This window comes from Comamonas thiooxydans (assembly GCF_000964545.1).
Classification (GTDB): Bacteria; Pseudomonadota; Gammaproteobacteria; order Burkholderiales; family Burkholderiaceae_C; genus Comamonas; species Comamonas thiooxydans.
Genome location: NZ_BBVD01000002.1, coordinates 112,413 through 132,452, shown reverse-complemented (window position 1 = coordinate 132,452; position 20,040 = coordinate 112,413). Strand labels below are relative to the sequence as shown.

The following is a 20,040-nucleotide window of genomic DNA, read 5'->3' as shown; positions in this document are numbered from 1 at the left end:
AGAACCCGCAGTCACAAGCCTTTGTATGACGATCCGGTGACATCTGATGGTGCGCGAAGCTGCGCCATTCTAGGTCAACGGCATTTCGTTTGTTGTTGGTAGTCTTTCGTATTGAGTTGTTTTTGATTCGGAAATGTATGATTTTTGTCTAAATAGCCTATGAAAGATTCATCTACCCTTTGGCTGCGTGCAGCGGCGAACGGGTTCGCAGCGCCTTTGTGCATCGTCATGCAGCGGATCGCCTGCGAAATGCCGATGGGGCTTGCTGCTTTGGCGATAGCAGGGCTGGCCACTCAGAACCCATAGCAAAGCATGGCTGAGCCTCCGTCGCTTAAAATCGTCATCCCACTGGCTTAGGGGCGCCACACAGAGGGCGCCCGACACGGTCTACCCCCATGAATGTACCGATTGCGTTGGCTGCCGCCCTCCAGGCCCAGGCTGCCGAACCCGCACGACTGCGCGAGATTCCCTATAACTACACATCGTTCTCTGACCGTGAGATTGTGATTCGTCTGCTGGGCTCATCCATGTGGGATGTGCTCAATCAGCTGCGTCAGGAACGCCGTACCGGCCGATCCGCCCGCATGCTCTACGAAGTGCTGGGGGATATCTGGGTTGTGCAGCGCAATCCCTATCTTCAGGACGACCTGATCCACAACCCCGACCGCCGCAAGTCGCTGGTCGAGGCGCTGGAGCATCGCCTGGCCGAGATCGACAAGCGCCGCGAGCCCAACGAGGATGCGCTGCGCGATCAGCTGGTGGGTCAGCTGGTGGAAGCGGCCCACCGCGCCGTGCATGAATTCAACGCCACTTTTGTCGAGGCCGAGCAGCTGCGCCGCCGCGCGCAGAAGACGCTGCGTCGCTATACCGCCAAGGACAACATCAAGTTCGACGGTCTGTCGCGCGTGGCCCATGTGACCGATGCGACCGACTGGCGCGTCGAATACCCGTTTGTCGTGCTGACGCCCGATACCGAAGCCGAGATGGCCGGTCTGGTCAAGGGCTGCATCGAACTCGGTCTGACCATCATTCCGCGCGGAGGCGGTACCGGATACACGGGTGGTGCCATACCTTTGACCTGGCGCTCGGTGGTCATCAACACCGAGAAGCTGGAAGCGCTGACCGAAGTCGAGATGCGCATGATTCCCGGCGTGGATCACGAAGTGCCCACCATCTACTCCGAAGCCGGTGTGGTGACCCAGCGTGTGGCCGATGCGGCCGAGCGCGGCGGCTTTGTGTTCGCCGTGGACCCGACCTCCATCGAGGCCTCCTGCATAGGCGGCAATATCGCCATGAATGCGGGCGGCAAAAAGGCCGTGCTCTGGGGTACTGCCCTGGACAATCTGGTGTCCTGGCGCATGGTCACGCCCGATGCGCAATGGCTGGAGGTCACACGCCTGGATCACAACCTCGGCAAGATCCATGATGCCGAGATGGCCTGTTTCGAGCTGAAGTACTTCGAGGCGGACGGCAAGACCCATGTGCGCACCGAGCGCCTGGACATCCCCGGTCACACCTTCCGCAAGGAAGGCCTGGGCAAGGACGTGACCGACAAATTCCTCTCGGGTCTGCCCGGCATCCAGAAGGAAGGCACGGACGGCCTGATCACCAGCGCGCGCTGGGTGGTGCACCGCATGCCGGCGCATACGCGTACCGTTTGCATGGAATTCTTCGGCAATGCCAAGGATGCCGTGCCCTCCATCGTCGAGATCAAGGACTATATGTTCGCCGAGCAAAAGCGCTCGGGCGTGCTGCTGGCCGGCCTTGAACATCTGGACGACCGCTACCTCAAGGCCGTGGGCTACGCGACCAAGAGCAAGAAGGGCAACGGCCGTCTGCCCAAGATGGTGCTGCTGGGCGATATCGCCGGTGACGATGCCGACGAAGTGGCCCGCGTGGCTGCCGAGGTGGTGCGCATCGCCAATTCACGCAACGGCGAGGGCTTTACCGCCGTCAGCGCCGAGGCGCGCAAGAAGTTCTGGCTGGACCGCAAGCGCACGGCAGCGATCTCGCGCCATACCAACGCCTTCAAGATCAACGAAGACGTGGTGATTCCGCTGCCGCGCATGGCCGAGTACACCGATGGCATCGAGCGCATCAATATCGAGCTGTCGCTGCGCAACAAGCTCAAGCTCTGCGACGAGCTGAGCGGCTTCTTCAAGCACTCCGATCTGCCCCTGGGCAAGAGCGACGATGCCGGCGACATCCCCAGTGCCGAACTGCTGGAAGACCGCGTGCAGCAGGCCCTGGCGCTGGTGGCCGAGGTGCGCGAGCTCTGGCAGGGCTGGCTGGACGGCGTGGCCACGCTGTTCCCCGAGCTGCAGGATCACCGCCTGCGTGCGAGCTGGAAGACCCAGCTCAAGGAGCCGCTGTCCAAGATTTTTGCGGGCGCTGCCTTCCAGCCGCTGCGCGAGTCGGTCAACGAGATTCACCAGACCGTGCTCAAGGGCCGTGTCTGGGTGGCCCTGCACATGCACGCCGGCGACGGCAATGTGCACACCAACATCCCCGTCAACTCCGATGACTATGAAATGCTGCAGACCGCGCACGAAGCCGTGGCCCGCATCATGGAGCTGGCGCGCAGTCTGGACGGCGTGATCTCGGGCGAGCACGGCATCGGCATCACCAAGCTGGAATTCCTCTCGGATGCCGAGCTGGCACCGTTTGCCGATTACAAGAAGCGTGTGGACCCCGAAGGCCGCTTCAACAAGGGCAAGCTGATCCGCAACGAAGAGTGGGATGCCCTGGCGCACCAGAGTCATGACGGTCGCTCGCCGCGCGAGTCGCTGATGTTTGCCGATCTGACCAATGCCTACACGCCCAGCTTCGGCCTGATGGGTTATGAATCCATCATCATGCAGCAGTCGGACATCGGCGCCATCGCCAACTCCGTCAAGGACTGCCTGCGCTGCGGCAAGTGCAAGCCCGTGTGCGCCACCCATGTGCCGCGCGCCAATCTGCTGTACTCGCCGCGCAACAAGATTCTGGCCACCTCGCTGCTGGTGGAGGCCTTCCTCTACGAAGAGCAGACACGCCGTGGCGTCTCCATCAAGCACTGGCAGGAATTCGAAGACGTGGCCGACCACTGCACGGTCTGCCACAAGTGCTTCAACCCCTGCCCGGTCAAGATCGACTTTGGCGACGTGACCATGAATATGCGCAATCTGCTGCGCAAGATGGACAAGAAGAGCTTCCGTCCCGGCAACAAGCTGGCCATGGCCATGCTCAATGCCACCAACCCCGACACCATCAAGTTCATGCGCACGGCCATGGTGGGCGTGGGCTTCAAGGCCCAGCGCCTGGCGGCCGACGTGCTGGGGGCTGTCGCCAAGAAGCAGACCGCACATCCGCCCGCATCCGTGGGCACGGCTCCCATCAAGGAGCAGGTGATTCACTTCATCAACAAGAAGCTGCCCGGTGGTCTGCCGACCAAGACGGCGCGCGCCTTGTTGGACATCGAGGACAAGGATTACGTGCCCATCATCCGCGACCCGCAGGCCACCAAGTCGGACACCGAGGCGGTGTTCTACTTCCCCGGCTGCGGCTCGGAGCGCCTGTTCAGTCAGGTGGGTCTGGCCACGCAGGCCATGCTCTGGCATGCCGGCGTGCAGACCGTGCTGCCGCCCGGCTATCTGTGCTGCGGTTATCCTCAGCGCGGCTCGGGCCAGTTCGACAAGGCCGAGAAGATGATCACGGACAACCGTGTGCTCTTCCACCGTGTGGCGACCACGCTCAACTATCTGGACATCAAGACCGTGGTGGTGAGCTGCGGCACCTGCTATGACCAGTTGCAGGGCTACCAGTTCGACAAGATCTTCCCCGGCTGCCGCATCATCGACATCCACGAATATCTGCTTGAAAAAGGCATCACGCTGCAGAACAAGGGCGCTTACCTGTACCACGACCCCTGCCATACGCCCATGAAGCAGCAGGACCCGATGAAGACCGTCAAGGCCTTGATGGGGGACAACGTGCTCAAGAGCGAGCGCTGCTGCGGCGAATCCGGCACGCTGGGGGTGACGCGTCCCGATATCTCCACGCAGATCCGTTTCCGCAAGACCGAGGAGATCCGCAAGGGCGAGGCCGCATTGCGCGACAACGGCCAGTTGGGTGCCCAGGACAACGTCAAGATCCTGACCAGCTGCCCCAGCTGCCTGCAAGGCCTGAGCCGCTATGGCAACGATCTGAACAACGGTCTGCTCGAAGCCGACTACATCGTGGTCGAGATGGCGCGCGACATTCTGGGCGAGAACTGGATGGCCGAGTATGTCAATCGCGCCAACCAGGGCGGTATCGAGCGTGTGCTGGTGTGATGCCCCCTGAGTCGCTCCGCGCCTTCCCCAAGGGAGGCCGGGGCGGACCTGCCTCGGTGTCTCTGGCCTGCGCTGGGGTCGCATCGCAGTGATGTGGGTAAGAAGCATTGCAATGGAGATTTCAGATGCTGGTTGAAAACTGTCCTCTGTGCATTGCCGATGGCGGTGCGCTGGTCTGGCGCGGCGACAAGCTGCGTGTGATTCGAGCCGTGGAGGCAGGCTTTCCGGCCTTCTATCGCGTGGTCTGGAATGAGCATGCGGCCGAGTTCTCGGATCTGAGCGCGGCGGATCGCATTGTCTGCATGGATGCCGTGGCCCTGGTCGAACGTGTGCTGCGCGAGCAACTGGCTCCGACCAAGATCAACCTGGCGGCGCTCGGTAATATGGTGGCGCATCTGCACTGGCATGTGATTGCGCGCTATGACTGGGACAGCCACTTTCCCGCTTCCGTCTGGGCTGCGGCCCAGCGCGAGCGCGATGAAGAGCGCGAAGCTGCGATTGCCCGCCAGCTGCCGCAGGTGGATGAAGTGCTGCAAAAGGCGTTGGCCCTCTGGGCCGCGTGATGTTTTTCGTCTCCGACGGGAGATTCAAAGGGCAGCTTGAGGCTGCCCTTTTATGCATTGATTAGGAGAGAAACATGGCAGGACTGCAAGCCAATACTCCCACCCCCCAGTCATTGACCGTGCATGGCGCATCGCGCGTGCTGGAGGTCTCTTATTCGGACGGCAAGACTTTCCGCATCCCGTTCGAGTTGCTGCGCGTGTACTCGCCCTCGGCCGAGGTGCAAGGCCATGGCCCGGGCCAGGAAGTGCTGCAGACCGGCAAGCGCGATGTGGGCATCAACACCATAGAGCCGGTCGGCAACTACGCCATCAAGCCCTTCTTCAGCGATGGGCATGAAAGCGGTCTGTACACCTGGGAATACCTCTACCAGCTGGGCAGCCAGCAGGATGCTCTGTGGCAGCAATATCTGCAGCGCCTTGAAGAGGCCGGGATGGAGCGCGACACGCCCATGCCCGAGAAGGGCGCCGGCGGTCATGGCTGCAGCGTGCATTGAGCTTTGACTCCCAGGGGCTTGCATGTCGGCTCAAAAGCCGGCAGCAACGTCCCGTACACGCCACATAGCCCATGCATACGGTACAGGGTTATTGAGGCTGGTGCTATATTTCCAATAGCTGGCAGCGCATGTGAAATAAGCGCTCAAGGCGAATTCCTTCCAAAAACCATAGTGCTTCAAAGCCTGTAGCCATACGGGGTTGTCGCTGTACGCGCAAGCACTGCCTGCTTAGCATTCTTTGTTATGAGCTCCACACACTTCGGATTCCAGACTGTTGATGAAAGCGAGAAGGCATCGCGCGTACGCGGTGTGTTCGACTCCGTGGCTTCCAAGTACGACGTCATGAACGACGTGATGTCGGGCGGTCTGCACCGCGCCTGGAAGGCTTACACGCTGATGGTGGCCAACCTCAAGGAAGGCGACAAGGCGCTGGATATCGCGGGCGGCACAGGAGATTTGTCCCTGGCTTTTTCCAAGAAGGTGGGCGCCAGCGGTCAGGTGGTGCACACCGACATCAATGAAGCCATGTTGCGCGTGGGGCGTGACCGTTTGACCGACAAGGGCGTGATCCTGCCCACGCTGGTCTGCGATGCTGAAAAGCTGCCCTTCCCCGACAACTATTTCGATCTGGTCAGCGTGGCCTTCGGTCTGCGCAATATGACGCACAAGGATGCAGCGCTCAAGGAAATGAACCGCGTGCTGCGTCCCGGCGGCAAGCTGCTGGTGCTGGAGTTTTCCAAGGTGGCCAAACCGCTGGAGAAAGTCTATGACTGGTACTCGTTCAAGATTTTGCCGACCATGGGCAAGATGATTGCCGGCGACGCCGAAAGCTATCGCTATCTGGCTGAGTCCATCCGCATGCACCCAGGCCAGAAGGAGCTCAAGGCCCTGATGCAGCAATGCGGCTTTGGCCATGTGGACTATCACAACATGACAGGAGGCGTCTGTGCCTTGCATGTGGGAATCAAATGTTAAGTGCGCCCTGTGCGCAGATTTGTAGCGACTTTCTATAAGAAGGGAGATGAGATGAAGAAACTTTGGTCAATCGCCTTGGTGGCAATGCTGGTGGTGGCACATGGTCAGGCCGATGCAAAACGCATGGGCGGTGGCTCATCGTTCGGCAAGCAGTCGGGCAACGTCACTCAACGCGAAGCGTCTCGTGCTCCCGCTCAGAATACCCAGCAGGCTCCGCAGCAGAGCGCGGCGCAGCAAAACCGTGCTGCTCCGCCTGCAGCGGCTCCGGCCGCTGCACCCAAGAAGCCATGGGGCGCCATGCTGGGCGGCCTGGCCGCAGGCCTGGGCCTGGCCTGGCTGGCCAACTCCCTGGGCATGGGCGAAGCCTTTGCCAATATGCTGATGTTCGGTCTGCTGGCCATGGTGATCATGGTGGTGGTCGGCATGATCATGCGCCGTCGCAAGGCAGCGCCTGCCGTGCAGAGCACCAGCAGTCCATTCGCCTTTCAGGGCGCAGGCAATCTGGGCGGTGATGTGAATGCACCTCAGGCACGCCAGTACAACCCCGAAAAAGTGGGCAATGACGCGTCGGCTCGTCCTTGGGAGCAGAACCATATTCCCGAAGCCGCAGCTGCAGCTGGCGGCTCCATGATCGGCTCTGCCCTGTCGGGTTCGCAGAACTGGGGCGTGCCTGCAGACTTCGATGCCGAAGGTTTTCTCACGGCAGCCAAGCGCAACTTCGTGACGCTGCAGTCGGCCTGGGACAGGTCCGACATCACCACTCTGCGCTCCATGATGACCGACGAGATGCTCGCGGAAATCCGCAGCCAGCTGTCCGAGCGCGAGAGCCAGCGTGCCGGTGAACCCAACCACACCGACGTGCTGATGATCGATGCGCAACTGCTGGGCATCGAAGATCTGGGCAATGGCTATATGGCCAGCGTCGAGTTCTCCGGCATGATCCGCGAAGAGGCATCGGCAGGCCCCAGTCCCTTCCGTGAAGTCTGGAACATGACCAAGCCCAAGAGTGGCACCAGCGGCTGGCTGGTGGCAGGCGTGCAGGCGCTGCAATAAGCGCCGCCCCGCAGCGATGGTGCCGTCCCCCTTGGGGGGAAGGCGCAAAGCGCCACAGGGGGGAATCAATTTCATGAATAATCGGGGACTATGGCAACACAGTCCCCTTTTTCTTTTCTGGGCGGTCTCGTCGAACGCGTGATGGCCGGTCCCCAAGCTCCCGAATGGCTGGTGAGTGAAATGCACCAGCGTCTGGTGCTTTTCCTCAATCACGTGCTGATGCAGGAAAAAGAGGCCATGGACCGCCTCGTGCGCCAGAAGGGGCGTATTGCTCGCGTGCAATGGCGCCAGTATTCGGTCGCCTTGCTGGTCACTCCTGCTGGCCTGTTCGACGTGGCTCCTGCGGAGGCTGCACCCGATCTGATGCTGGAAGTCACCGAGACCTCTCCTCTGTCGCTGGTCCAGACGGCCTTGCGTGGCGACAAGCCCAGCATTCGCATCGAAGGCGATGTGCAGTTTGCCGCCGAGATTAATTGGCTGGTGGATAACGTCAAGTGGGATGTGGAGGAAGATCTGGCTCGCCTGATTGGCGATGTGCCGGCCCATACCATTGGCAAGGTGGCACGCACGGCCGCACAGGGGCTGCGTCAGTTCGTCGGCGCACGCATGGGCAGCAAGTCTGCCTCTGCTGCCGATGTCGCCAATCCTGCCGGCACGGCACCCGTGGCAGCCATGCCCGGGGCCGATTACACACAGCCATGAGCCGCTTTCTGCGGGGCTGGGCCATCCTCTGGGTGGTGTTTCGTTATGGACTCGATGAGCTGGTGCTCTCCGGGATTCCGCATCCGCGCCTGCGCAGCCTGCGCGGCGTGCTGACCTTTGGCCGCAAGCTGGACAAGCCACGTGGCGTGCGCCTGCGCGAAGCGCTGGAAGAGCTGGGACCCATCTTCGTGAAGTTCGGTCAGGTGTTGTCTACACGCAGCGACCTGATGCCGCCCGATGTGGCCGAGGAACTGGCCAAGCTGCAGGATCGCGTGCCGCCGTTCGATTCCCAGATCGCGGTGGACACCATCGAGCGTTCCTTTCGCAAGCCGCTGGAGCAGATCTTCATCAGCTTCGAGCGTGAGCCCGTGGCCAGCGCGTCCATCGCCCAGGTGCACTTTGCCAGGGTTCGCGACAAGTCCGGCGTCGAGCACGACGTTGCCGTCAAGGTGCTGCGTCCGGGCATGAAGTCCGTGATCGACAAGGATCTGGCGCTGATGCACATGATGGCGAGCTGGCTGGAAAAGCTCTCCCATGATGGCAAGCGCCTCAAGCCCAAGGAAGTGGTTGCCGAGTTCGACAACTATCTGCATGACGAACTGGACCTGATCCGCGAAGCCTCCAATGCCGCGCAACTGCGCCGCAATATGGAAGGGCTGGATCTGGTGCTGATCCCCGAGATCCACTGGGATTACTGCCACACCGACGTGATGGTGATGGAGCGCATGAAGGGCGTGCCCATCAGCCAGGTCGAGCGCCTGCGCGAAGCCGGCGTGGACATTCCCAAGCTGGCGCGCGATGGCGTGACCATCTTCTTTACCCAGGTGTTCCGCGACGGCTTCTTTCATGCCGACATGCACCCGGGCAACATCATGGTCAGCCTGGAGCCCGATACCTTCGGGCGCTATATCTCGCTGGACTTCGGCATCGTCGGTACGCTGACCGAGTTCGACAAGGAATATCTGGCGCAAAACTTCCTGGCCTTTTTCCGCCGCGACTACAAGCGTGTTGCCGCCTTGCATGTGGAAAGCGGCTGGGTGCCGGCCACGACGCGCGTCGAGGAGCTGGAGGCGGCCATCCGCGCCGTCTGCGAGCCTTATTTCGACCGGCCTCTGGCTGAAATCTCGCTGGGCATGGTGCTGATGCGCCTGTTCCAGACCTCGCGCCGTTTCCAGGTCGAGATCCAGCCCCAGCTGGTGCTGCTGCAAAAGACGCTGCTCAATATCGAAGGCCTGGGCCGTCAGCTCGACCCCAACCTCGACCTCTGGAGCACGGCCAAGCCATTCCTCGAGAAATGGATGCTGGACCAGATGGGGCCGCAGCGCCTATGGCATGAGCTGCAGGCGCAGGCGCCGCGTTACGCCAAGATCCTGCCCGACATTCCGCGTGTGCTGCACCAGTATCTGTCCAGGCATGGCGCTGGCAATGACAGCGAGACCTTGCTCAAGGAGCTGCTGCAGCAGCAGAAAACGACAAACCGTTTGCTGCAGGCCATCCTTTGCGGCGGCATCGGTTTCGTCATCGGTCTGGTGGTGCTGCAGGTTCTGCTGCGCATCCGCTTCTGAGCTTTCCCTTTCTTTAGAGTTCGAGGAGTGCCAGCGTGCTGCTCTCATTGGTGATCGTCTACCTGTTAGTGACCATCGGCATCGGCCTGTGGGCCGCCAGACGCGTGAAGAACACGGCGGACTTCGCCATTGCCGGCCGTCATCTGCCGCTCTACATGATCATCACCACCACATTCGCGACCTGGTTCGGGTCCGAGCTGGTGCTGGGCGTGCCAGCCAAGTTCATCGAAGGCGGTCTGCATGCGCTGGTGGAAGATCCGTTTGGCGCGGGCATGTGCCTGATCCTGGTGGGCGTCTTTTTTGCGGCCAAGCTCTACCGCATGAATCTGCTGACCATCAGCGACTACTACCGCTCGCGCTATGGCCGAGCTATCGAGGTGGTCTGCTCGCTGATCATCATGCTCAGCTATCTGGGCTGGGTCTCGGCCCAGGTCACGGCGCTGGGCCTGGTGTTCAACCTGCTCTCGGGCGGTGTCGTCAGCATTCCCATGGGCATGACGATAGGCGTGCTCTCGGTGCTGGTCTACACCCTGTTCGGTGGCATGTGGTCGGTGGCCGTGACGGATTTCGTGCAGATGATCATCCTGGTCGCCGGCCTGCTGATACTGGCCTTCTTTGCCGGTGACATGGCGGGCGGCGCGGGCAAGGTGGTCGATCTGGCCACCAGCCGCGATCTCTTCAAGTTTCTGCCCGAGCCCTCGCTGCATGAAATCGTTTTCTTCATCGGCGCTGCCGTGACCATGATGCTGGGCTCGATTCCGCAGCAGGACATCTTCCAGCGCGTGATGTCGGCAGACACCGAGAAGTCGGCCGTGCGCGGCACCATTATCGGCGGTGCCTGCTATGTGATCTTTGCCTTCGTACCTATGTTCCTGGTGGCCAGTGCGCTCATCATCATGCCCGCCGAAGCCACGGCCCTGCTGGCCGATGATCCGCAGAAGGTGCTGCCCACCCTGGTGATGGACAAGATGCCGTTTGCCATGCAGGTGCTGTTCTTCGGCGCGCTGCTCTCGGCCATCAAGTCCTGTGCGTCGGCCACCTTGCTGGCTCCCAGCGTGACCTTTACCGAGAACATCTGGCGCCAGTTCCGCCCCTACACCACGGACAAGGAAAACCTCAGGACCATGCGCATCAGCGTGCTGGTGTTTGCGGCCTGTGTGCTGGCCTATTCGATAGCCATGGAGGGCACGCCCATCTATGAGCTGGTCGCCAGCGCCTATCAGGTGCCGCTGGTGGGGGCCTTCGTGCCGCTGGTGTTCGGCCTGTACTGGAAGCGAGCCACCACCCAGGGCGCCATCAGTGCCGTGGCGCTGGGCATAGGTGTGTGGCTGGTCTTCATGGTCACGCCCGCGCTCAACCAGGCTTTTCCACAGCAGCTGGCTGGTCTTTTGGCTGCGGTTGCCGGCATGCTGGCGGGCTCGCTGCTGCCCCAGTGGATCAGCAACCATCACCGTGAAATCGAGTCCTTGGTCGAGATCAAGGCTTGAGAGAGCAAACCGGCTGCACCGGGGCTTGCTTGCGCAGCGCAGCAAAACCAGGGGCGGCGCCTATAATTGAGGGTTTTTGCACTTTCTCCGTTTTTAGCGCTATGCCTATCTATGCATACAAGTGTGGCTCCTGCGGTCACGCCAAGGATGTGCTGCAGAAAATCTCGGACGCGCCGCTGACCGTGTGCCCAGCTTGCGGGGCCGAGGCCTTTTCCAAGCAGCTCACCGCTCCGGGCTTTCAGCTCAAGGGTTCTGGCTGGTATGCCACGGACTTCAAGAACAGCGGCAGCAAGCCGGCTGCAAGCACCTCTTCATCCAGTGACAGTGCCGCTGCACCTGCAGCAGCTGCCCCTGCCCCTGCGCCCGCCAATTCCTGAGGCTTACCCACACTATGTCTGCATTGCGCAAGTGGCTGATTGCCGGTTTGCTGGTCATCGTTCCCCTGGTGATCACGCTGGGCGTGCTCAACTGGATCATCGGAACGCTTGATCAGACGCTGGCCATTCTTCCCGAGGCCTGGCAGCCCGACAGATTGCTGGGCATGCATATTCCGGGCTTTGGCGTTATTCTGACCTTGCTGATTCTGCTGCTCGTGGGCGGCATTGCCAGCAATTTCATCGGCCGCAAGCTGGTGGGCTGGGGTGATGCGCTGGTGCGTCGCATTCCCGTGGTGCGCTCCATCTATTCCAGCGTCAAGCAGGTCTCGGACACCGTGTTCTCCGACAGCGGCAACGCTTTTCGCACGGCAGTGCTGGTGCAGTGGCCGCGCGAGGGCGTATGGACCGTGGCTTTCGTCACAGGCCAGCCCAGCGGTGAAGTGGCGGCTTTGCTGCGCGATGAATATGTGAGCGTCTTCGTGCCCACCACGCCCAACCCCACAGGGGGTTACTTCGTGCTGGTGCGCAAGAGCGAGTGCATCGAGCTGGAAATGAGCGTGGATGCGGCGCTCAAATACATTGTTTCGATGGGCGTGGTGGCTCCGCCAGACCTCGCCCTGATCGAAGAATCCAAACAAACAACCTTGTCGCACCCCTAAGGTGCAGGAAGAATTTTCATGGCAATGCGTTCTCAATACTGCGGTCTGGTGACCGAAGCCCAAATGGGCGAAACCGTGACCCTGTGCGGCTGGGTGAATCGCCGCCGTGACCATGGTGGCGTGATCTTCATCGACCTGCGCGACCGTGAAGGCTATGTGCAGGTGGTCTGCGACCCCGACCGCGCCGAGATGTTCAAGGTGGCCGAAGACGTGCGCAACGAGTTCTGCGTGCAGGTCAAGGGTGTGGTGCGTGCGCGTCCCGCCGGCACTACCAACGACAAGCTCAAGAGCGGTCAGATCGAAGTGCTGTGCCATGAGCTGAACGTGCTCAACGCTTCCGTCACGCCTCCTTTCCAGCTGGACGATGACAATCTGTCGGAAACCGTGCGCCTCACGAATCGCGTGATGGATCTGCGTCGTCCCGTGATGCAGCGCAATATGATGCTGCGTTACAAGACCGCCATCCAGGTGCGCAACTTCCTCGACAAGGAAGGCTTCATCGACATCGAGACCCCCATGCTGGGCAAGTCCACGCCTGAGGGCGCCCGCGACTACCTCGTGCCCTCGCGTGTGCATGACGGCGAATTCTTCGCGCTGCCCCAGTCGCCCCAGCTGTACAAGCAGATGCTGATGGTCTCGGGCTTCGACCGCTACTACCAGATCACCAAGTGCTTCCGCGACGAAGACCTGCGCGCTGATCGTCAGCCCGAATTCACGCAGATCGACTGCGAAACCTCCTTCCTGAACGAAGAGGAAATCCGCGCCATCTTCCAGCGCATGATCAAGGAAGTGTTCCAGACCCAGTTGAACGTGGATCTGGGCGAGTTCCCCATCATGACCTACCAGGATGCGGCCTTCCGCTTCGGTTCGGACAAGCCCGACCTGCGCGTCAAGCTGGAGTTCACCGAGCTGACCGACATCATGGGCGATGTGGACTTCAAGGTCTTCTCCACCCCCGCCACCACCAAGGGCGGCCGTGTCGTGGCCCTGCGCGTGCCCGGCGGCGCTGCCATCTCGCGTGGCGAGATCGACGGCTACACCGAGTTCGTCAAGATCTACGGTGCCAAGGGCCTGGCCTGGATCAAGGTCAACGAAGTGGCCAAGGGCCGTGAAGGCCTGCAGTCGCCCATCGTCAAGAACCTGCACGATGCAGCGCTGGCCGAAATCGTCAAGCGCACCGGTGCACAGGATGGCGACCTGCTGTTCTTCGGCGCCGACAAGGAAAAGATCGTCAACGACTCCATCGGCGCCCTGCGCCTGAAGGTCGGCCACAGCGAATTCGGCAAGAAGAGCGGCCTGTTCGAAGACAAGTGGGCGCCTCTGTGGGTGGTGGACTTCCCCATGTTCGAACATGACGAGGACAGCGGCCGCTGGGTGGCCGTGCACCACCCCTTCACCTCGCCCAAGGATGGTCACGAAGACCTGATGGACACCGATCCAGGCAAGTGCATTGCCAAGGCCTACGACATGGTTCTGAACGGCTGGGAGCTGGGCGGCGGCTCGGTGCGTATCCACCGTGCCGACGTGCAGGCCAAGGTGTTCGAAGCCCTGAACATCACGCCCGAGCAGCAACGTGCCAAGTTCGGCTATCTGCTGGACGCGCTGCAGTACGGTGCGCCTCCCCACGGCGGTCTGGCCTTCGGCCTGGATCGTCTGATCACGCTGATGACCGGCTCCGACTCCATCCGCGACGTGATTGCCTTCCCCAAGACACAGCGCGCCCAGGATCTGCTGACCCAGGCTCCCTCGCCTGTGGACGAGAAGCAGCTGCGCGAGCTGCACATCAAGCTGCGCAACCCCATGGTGGTCACCACCGAGGCTTGATTCCCAAGCTCCCCGTGAACAGCGCCGGTCGCTGTTCACCGCCGGGCGCCAGTTCGCGAAAGCGGCTGGCGCTTTTTTGTTGCTTTGAAATCGGGAGCTGCTTGCGCCTGTCAATCTTGAAATTCAGATGGTTATCAGTCTGAATTCAATGAATGGAGAGCGGTTGAAGCTATGAATATTGATGGCTATCAAGCAGCAGGGCGACTCAGCCTGCTGTCATGCTGGCCGCGCTAATATGCTGCGATGGAAGCCAGGCCCTACAAGATTCCGCAGTCCGTGCTGGTCGTGATCTACCGTGAAGACGGGCAGGTGTTGCTGCTGCGTCGAAGCATTGCCGCGCCCGAGGGAGAGCCTTTCTGGCAATCCGTCACGGGCAGCAAGGACAGCCTGGACGAGGACTGGCATGAAACCGCCGTGCGCGAGGTGCTCGAGGAAACCGGCATCGATGCGCTGGCGCCGGAGTGTTGCCTGACCGATTGGGAACTCGAGAACGTCTACGCCATCTATCCGCAATGGCTGCATCGTTACGCGCCGGGCGTCAGCCATAACCAGGAGCGTGTCTTCGGCCTTCGTGTGCCACTTCACATGAGCGTGCACTTGAATCCCCGGGAGCACACCGCACATGATTGGCATGATTGGCGTGAGGCAGCCCAGCGCTGCTTTTCTTCTTCCAACGCAGAAGCTATTTTGCTGTTGCCGCGCTTCGAGCCGGCGCTGGTCGAGCGCCGCTGCAGGCAACAGCCTTGAAACCCACAGTGCCTATGTCTGAAGTTCAGTTGTTTACGCCGCCAGAGCCGCAGATCCTGCGCGTGGCCACCTACAACATTCACAAGGGTGTGCAGGGCCTGGGCCCTGCCAGGAGGCTGGAGATTCACAATCTGGGACTCGCGGTGGAGCAGCTCGATGCGGACATCGTCTGCCTTCAGGAGGTTCGCAAGATGAACCGCAAGGAGGAGCAGTATTTCGACCGCTGGCCCAATGTGCCTCAGGCCGAGTATCTGGCTCCCGAAGGCTACGAGTCCGTCTATCTGACCAATGCCTATACCCGGGACGGCGAGCACGGCAATGCGCTGCTCAGTCGCTGGCCGGTGATCGGCTACCAGCACGAGGACATCTCTGACCATCGCTTCGAGCAGCGCGGCCTGCTGCATGTGGAGCTGGACATCCACGGCAAGCGCGTGCACTCCATCGTCGTGCACCTGGGTCTGATTCCGGGCAGCCGCATTCGCCAGATTGCACTGCTGCAGCGTTTCATCGAGCGCGAGGTGCCGCCCAATGCGCCGCTGGTGGTGGCGGGCGACTTCAATGACTGGGGCAACCAGATCAAGCGCATGCTGGCGGGTTTCGGCCTGTTCGAGTACGAGGAAACGCAGGGCATTCTGACCTATCCTTCGCGGCTGCCGATTGCGCAGCTCGACCATATCTATGTGCGCGGCCTGACCCCGCTGGGGCTGCAGGTGCCCAAGGGGCGCATCTGGTGGCGCATGTCGGATCATCTGCCGCTGATCGCAGAGTTCAAGCTGTAGCGGCCCTGAGCCCGGCCCCGCGCCCGCTGCTCGGGCGGGCGCGACAGCCTCGCCGCGTGGCGGCGCTTGCTCGTTGTCTCCGGTCGGGTGCATGCTTATTTTGAGATTGCTCCTGAAACCATAGCTTCCAATGCCTTGTAAACATGCATCTGGACGGCAAATCCTTTGTAGCTTCGGGAAGTTGATTCACTGGTACCATTCTTGGATGTTCAGAGATCTCGCCGACATGAAAAAAGACAACTCAGCCGAAGGAACACCCGTTTCGGTCAAGATCCGCGAGCGGCTGCAGGCAGCTAAAAAACGTTTCCACGCCAACGACAATATTGCCGAATTCATCGAGCCCGGCGAGCTGGAGAAGCTGCTGGACGAGGTGCAGGAGAAGATGCAGGGCGTGCTCGACTCCATGGTCATCGACACCGTGCACGACCACAACACGCGCGCCACGGCCCGCCGTGTGGCCAAGATGTATGTGAATGAGGTGTTCCGCGGCCGTTATGTGCATCAGCCGGCCATCACCGAATTCCCCAACGCCGAACACTTGAACGAGCTGATGATCGTCGGTCCGATCACCGTGCGCAGCGCCTGCAGCCACCACCTGTGTCCCGTGATCGGCAAGATCTGGATCGGCGTGCTGCCCAACAAGAACACCAATGTGATCGGTCTGTCCAAGTACGCGCGTCTGGTGGACTGGATCATGGGTCGCCCGCAGATTCAGGAAGAGGCCATCATCCAGCTGGCCGACCTGATCATGGACAAGACCCGACCCGACGGGCTGGCCGTGGTCATGGAAGCCTCGCATTTCTGCATGTCCTGGCGCGGCGTGCGCGAGATGGATTCCAAGATGCTGAATTCCGTCATGCGCGGCGCTTTCCTCACCAACTCCGAACTGCGCCGCGAATTCCTGTCGCTCATAGCAGCCCGCAAGTAAATGATCCCCCTGTGGCGCTTCGCGCCTTCCCCCGAGGGGGGACGACGCCTTCACTGCGGGGCGGCCCTTGCTTGGCGTCTCTCACATGTGCTGCGCCAGTTTCATCACGCACTGGCCATGTTCGGCCAGATGAAGCACTGAATTTTTCCTTTCAAAAGGCTGCGCATCGCGCGGCCTTTTGCATTTCCGGCTCTCATGTCCCTGCAAGCGTTCACTCTTATCATTCTGGCCGGCCTGATTCATTCGGGCTGGAATATCGTGGCCAAGAAGGCGGGCGGAGATGCCCGTTTTTCGCTCTACACCGCCATTTGCAATGCCGTCATCTGGCTGCCGCTGGGCTGGTGGCTGGGCAAGGATGTGGTGCCGGGCTGGGGCTGGATGGAGTGGGCCTTCGTCACCGCCAGCGCCGTGCTGCATGTGGCTTATTTCGTGGTGCTGCTGCGTGGCTACCGCGTGGCCGATCTCACCGTGGTCTATCCGCTGGCGCGCGGCAGCGGGCCACTGATCTCATCGCTGGTGGCGGTGATGTTTTTGGGGGAACAGATTTCAACGCTGGGGGCTGCCGGCATTGCGGGCGTGGTGCTGGGCGTGTTCCTGATCGCGGGCGGTCCGCGCATGATCGTGGCCATTCGCGACGGACAGGACCTGGAGGCGCGTCAGCGTGTGCTGGCGGGCCTCTACTACGGCCTGCTGACGGGCTTGTTCATTGCCAGCTACACCGTGGTGGACAGCTATGCCGTCAAGATGCTGCTGATGTCGCCGATTCTGGTGGACTATATGGGCAACCTGATCCGGCTGGTGATTCTGGCGCCGCTGGCCGCCCGGGACTGGCCCGAGACCAAGCGCCTGTGGCGTCTGCAGTGGCGCTATGCGGCCGTGGTGGCTTTCTTCAGCCCCATTGCCTATGTACTGGTGCTCTATGCCGTGCAAAGCGCGCCCATCTCCCATGTCGCACCGGCGCGCGAGGTGTCCATGTTGTTCGCAGCCCTGATCGGCGGCAGGTTGCTGGGCGAGGGCGACCGGGCCCTGCGCATTGCCGGGGCCGTGATGATTGCCCTGGGCGTGACGGCACTGGGGCTGGGTTGAAGTGAGTCGTTTGTCGAAAAGGCCTGTAGCCCTTGTCGATGAATCGCAAATAGCTATTGTTTTTGAAGAGAGCTGAAAATGCCGACCTGGGAAGTCCTGATCACATTCTTTAGCGTGGCCCTGCTGCTGGGCCTGAGCCCCGGCCCCGACAACCTGTTTGTGCTGGTGCAATCGGCACAGCGCGGCTGGCGCGTGGGGCTGTGCGTGGTGCTGGGCCTGTGTCTGGGCATTGTCGGACATACGGCCGCCGTGGCACTGGGGCTGGCGGCCGTGGTGGCCACATCGCCCATGCTGTTCACGGCGCTCAAGCTCTGCGGCGCCGCCTATCTGGCCTATCTGGCCTGGGGCGCATGGCATGCGCCGGTCAGCGTCGAAGAAAGTGCCAAGGCGCAGGAGCAGCGTGATGTGCTGACTCTGCGCTCCGCCATGGGCTGGGTGGGCAGAGGCGTGGTCATGAACCTGACAAACCCCAAGGTGCTGATCTTCTTTCTGGCCTTTTTGCCTCAGTTTGCCGACCCCGCTCGCGGCAGCGTGCCAGTGCAGGTCATGGTGCTGGGCAGCGTCTTCATGGCAGCAGCTTGGCTGGTCTTTGGCTCTATCGCCTGTTTCTCGGGGCTCTTTGGCCAGATCCTGCAGCGCTCCGTGCGCGCCCAGCGCTGGCTGAACCGCATTGCTGCGACCGTTTTCGGTGCGCTCGCACTTCGTCTTGTGATGGTGCAACGCTAGAGGCAAACACTCTTAAAACTGGCGCGACTCAAAAGGCCAGGACAGCGAGGAAGGGCCTGTGCCGGCTGCAACGCCCCGCAGCGAGGCTGTCGCCCCCCTCCGCCCCCCTCCCATAGTGTGCGAAGCACGTAGAGAGAGGGGCGGCCGGCCAGGGGGAAGGCGCATGGCGCCTCAAGGGGGCTTGTCGTTCTTATCCCCAGGATAGAGCAGACAAGTCATTCACAAACACCGGCATGTCCTTCCACAGCCCGCGCAGCTTCTTGTTTGCCACGGTCACCCACTGCGGGGTGTAGAGAAAGCCGTGCACCGAATCATGCGCCAGCAGGCGCTGGGCATCGCCAAGCAGGCGTGCGCGGTCGGCGGGGCGCGGTGTGTGCTTGATCTTGTCGAAAAGTTCGTTGAATTCCTGGGACTGGTAGCCCCAGTAGTAATCGGGCTTGGCAAAGTTGCCCAGATCAAACGGCTCCACATGCGAAATGATGGTCAGGTCGTAGTTCTTGTTGGTGTAGGTGCCCGACAGCCACTGTGCCCATTCCACATTCTGCAGCTTGAGCTGGATGCCGATCTTGGCCAGCTGGGCTGCAATCAACTCACCGCCTTGGCGCGCATAGGGCGCGGGCGGCAGCGTCATGGTCAGCGTCAGCGGGGTCTTGACGCCAGCTTCAGCCATCAAAGCCTTGGCTTTTTCCAGGTCAAAGGGGTTGACACCTGTGGTGTCCACATAGCCAAAGGCCGTGGGCACATAGTAGCTGCCGATGGGCACGCCATAGCCATCGGCGGCACCGGCAATCACGGCCTTGCGATCGATGGCGGCGGCAATGGCACGGCGCACGCGGATATCGCTGAGCGGCTTTCGCGCATTGTTGATGGCCAGAATGGTCTTGGCGCGCGAGTTGCTCACCACCACCTGAAAGCGGGCATTGGCTTTGAACTGGGGCACGCTGCGTGGCGAGACGCGCGGGAAGGCATCGACATCGCCGGCCAGCAGGGCTGCAACCTGTGCTGCAGGGTCGGGGATGAAGCGGAACACGGCGCGCTTGATGCGAATGCTCTGTGCCGAGCGATAGCCGGGCCAGGCGGTCAGCGTGACCGATGCGCCCTTGGCCCAGGCCGCCAGCTTGTAGGGGCCGGTGCCCACGGGCTTGCTGGCGTTGGTGGTGACGCTCTTGGGTTCGACAACGATGGAGGTTGCCTGACCCATCATGAACAGAAAGTCGGGATCGATTTCCTGGTTGGTCAGCACCACCGTATGCTCGTCGGTGACCTTGGTGCTCAGATTGGCAAAGGTGCGCTTGTCCTTGTTGGTGCTTTTGTCGGCGGCCGCGCGGTCGAACGAGAACTTGACGGCAGCAGCGTTGAAGGGCTCTCCGTTCTGGAACTTCACATCCTTGCGCAGGCGAAAGGTATAGGTCTTGAGATCGGACGAGACTTCCCAGCTTTCGGCCAGCAGAGGCGAGACGCTGCCGTCGGAGTTGATCTTGGTCAGCGTCTCAAACACGTTGTAGAGCACGACTTCTGCAATCGAGGAAGCAGCCCCGGCCGTGGGGTCCAGTCCTGGCGGCTCCAGCGTCATGGCCAGCGTGACACTGTCTTTCTTGGCCTGGGCCATGGCAGGCCAGGCAGCGAACAAGGGCAAGCTGGCAGCCGAGCTGGCCAGCAAGGAGCGGCGATTGAGCATCAACAAAGTCTCCGATGGGGGGGCTGGCCGCATGGGGCCATCAAAAGCGCTGCAAGTCATCGCGGGGAGCGGACTTGTTTCATA

Annotated in this window: 18 protein-coding genes; 16 read left to right on the top strand and 2 right to left on the bottom strand. The window is 61.4% G+C overall.

Annotated features, from left to right (window positions below):
• Nucleotides 1-74: 74 nt before the first annotated feature.
• Nucleotides 75-293, bottom strand: coding sequence for a hypothetical protein (locus Cth01_RS02105; protein WP_131394622.1), 219 nt, complete (start codon nucleotides 291-293; stop codon nucleotides 75-77).
• Between the two features lie 102 nt (nucleotides 294-395).
• On the opposite strand from Cth01_RS02105, the gene Cth01_RS02100 reads away from it, so the two are divergent.
• From Cth01_RS02100 to Cth01_RS02025, 16 genes are all read left to right on the top strand, one after another.
• Nucleotides 396-4,313, top strand: a complete 3,918-nt coding sequence (locus Cth01_RS02100; protein ID WP_034357568.1) for a DUF3683 domain-containing protein — start codon at nucleotides 396-398, stop codon at nucleotides 4,311-4,313.
• A gap of 125 nt (nucleotides 4,314-4,438) precedes the next feature.
• A complete protein-coding gene (locus tag Cth01_RS02095) occupies nucleotides 4,439-4,876 on the top strand; it encodes an HIT family protein (RefSeq protein WP_034357570.1) in 438 nt (145 codons plus the stop codon).
• 74 nt (nucleotides 4,877-4,950) lie between these two features.
• A complete protein-coding gene (locus Cth01_RS02090; protein WP_003065996.1) occupies nucleotides 4,951-5,370 on the top strand; it encodes a gamma-butyrobetaine hydroxylase family protein in 420 nt (139 codons plus the stop codon).
• A gap of 243 nt (nucleotides 5,371-5,613) precedes the next feature.
• Nucleotides 5,614-6,345 (top strand): bifunctional demethylmenaquinone methyltransferase/2-methoxy-6-polyprenyl-1,4-benzoquinol methylase UbiE, encoded by a 732-nt coding sequence (gene ubiE / locus Cth01_RS02085; protein WP_003065997.1) that lies wholly within the window; start codon nucleotides 5,614-5,616, stop codon nucleotides 6,343-6,345.
• Between the two features lie 51 nt (nucleotides 6,346-6,396).
• Entirely contained in the window at nucleotides 6,397-7,398 is a 1,002-nt protein-coding gene (locus Cth01_RS02080) for a Tim44 domain-containing protein (protein ID WP_034362179.1), read from the top strand.
• A 90-nt stretch (nucleotides 7,399-7,488) separates the two neighbouring features.
• Entirely contained in the window at nucleotides 7,489-8,100 is a 612-nt protein-coding gene (locus tag Cth01_RS02075) for a hypothetical protein (RefSeq protein ID WP_045838429.1), read from the top strand.
• The gene (gene ubiB, locus Cth01_RS02070) at nucleotides 8,097-9,665 is read left to right on the top strand and encodes a ubiquinone biosynthesis regulatory protein kinase UbiB (protein ID WP_012837124.1); all 1,569 of its coding nucleotides are present in this window, start codon (nucleotides 8,097-8,099) and stop codon (nucleotides 9,663-9,665) included. Before Cth01_RS02075 ends, ubiB begins: the two co-directional genes overlap by 4 nt.
• 35 nt (nucleotides 9,666-9,700) lie before the next feature.
• Complete coding sequence (locus Cth01_RS02065; protein WP_045838428.1) at nucleotides 9,701-11,152, top strand: high affinity choline transporter 1; 1,452 nt, start codon at nucleotides 9,701-9,703, stop codon at nucleotides 11,150-11,152.
• Between the two features lie 101 nt (nucleotides 11,153-11,253).
• Complete coding sequence (locus Cth01_RS02060) at nucleotides 11,254-11,529, top strand: FmdB family zinc ribbon protein (protein ID WP_012837126.1); 276 nt, start codon at nucleotides 11,254-11,256, stop codon at nucleotides 11,527-11,529.
• A 14-nt stretch (nucleotides 11,530-11,543) separates the two neighbouring features.
• Nucleotides 11,544-12,188 (top strand): DUF502 domain-containing protein, encoded by a 645-nt coding sequence (locus Cth01_RS02055; RefSeq protein WP_003058473.1) that lies wholly within the window; start codon nucleotides 11,544-11,546, stop codon nucleotides 12,186-12,188.
• A gap of 18 nt (nucleotides 12,189-12,206) precedes the next feature.
• Entirely contained in the window at nucleotides 12,207-14,012 is a 1,806-nt protein-coding gene (gene aspS / locus Cth01_RS02050) for an aspartate--tRNA ligase (RefSeq protein ID WP_045838427.1), read from the top strand.
• Between the two features lie 243 nt (nucleotides 14,013-14,255).
• A complete protein-coding gene (gene nudB / locus Cth01_RS02045; protein ID WP_045838426.1) occupies nucleotides 14,256-14,759 on the top strand; it encodes a dihydroneopterin triphosphate diphosphatase in 504 nt (167 codons plus the stop codon).
• A gap of 14 nt (nucleotides 14,760-14,773) precedes the next feature.
• Entirely contained in the window at nucleotides 14,774-15,538 is a 765-nt protein-coding gene (locus tag Cth01_RS02040) for an endonuclease/exonuclease/phosphatase family protein (protein ID WP_003066010.1), read from the top strand.
• Between the two features lie 205 nt (nucleotides 15,539-15,743).
• Nucleotides 15,744-16,466: a GTP cyclohydrolase I gene (gene folE / locus Cth01_RS02035; protein WP_003073932.1), complete on the top strand. Its 723-nt coding sequence runs from the start codon at nucleotides 15,744-15,746 to the stop codon at nucleotides 16,464-16,466.
• A 195-nt stretch (nucleotides 16,467-16,661) separates the two neighbouring features.
• Complete coding sequence (locus Cth01_RS02030; protein WP_003066016.1) at nucleotides 16,662-17,552, top strand: EamA family transporter; 891 nt, start codon at nucleotides 16,662-16,664, stop codon at nucleotides 17,550-17,552.
• Between the two features lie 78 nt (nucleotides 17,553-17,630).
• Nucleotides 17,631-18,278, top strand: coding sequence for a LysE family translocator (locus Cth01_RS02025; protein WP_045838425.1), 648 nt, complete (start codon nucleotides 17,631-17,633; stop codon nucleotides 18,276-18,278).
• Between the two features lie 190 nt (nucleotides 18,279-18,468).
• On the opposite strand, the gene Cth01_RS02020 is transcribed toward Cth01_RS02025, so the two are convergent.
• A complete protein-coding gene (locus Cth01_RS02020; protein ID WP_034389237.1) occupies nucleotides 18,469-19,956 on the bottom strand; it encodes an ABC transporter substrate-binding protein in 1,488 nt (495 codons plus the stop codon).
• Between the last annotated feature and the right edge of the window lie 84 nt (nucleotides 19,957-20,040).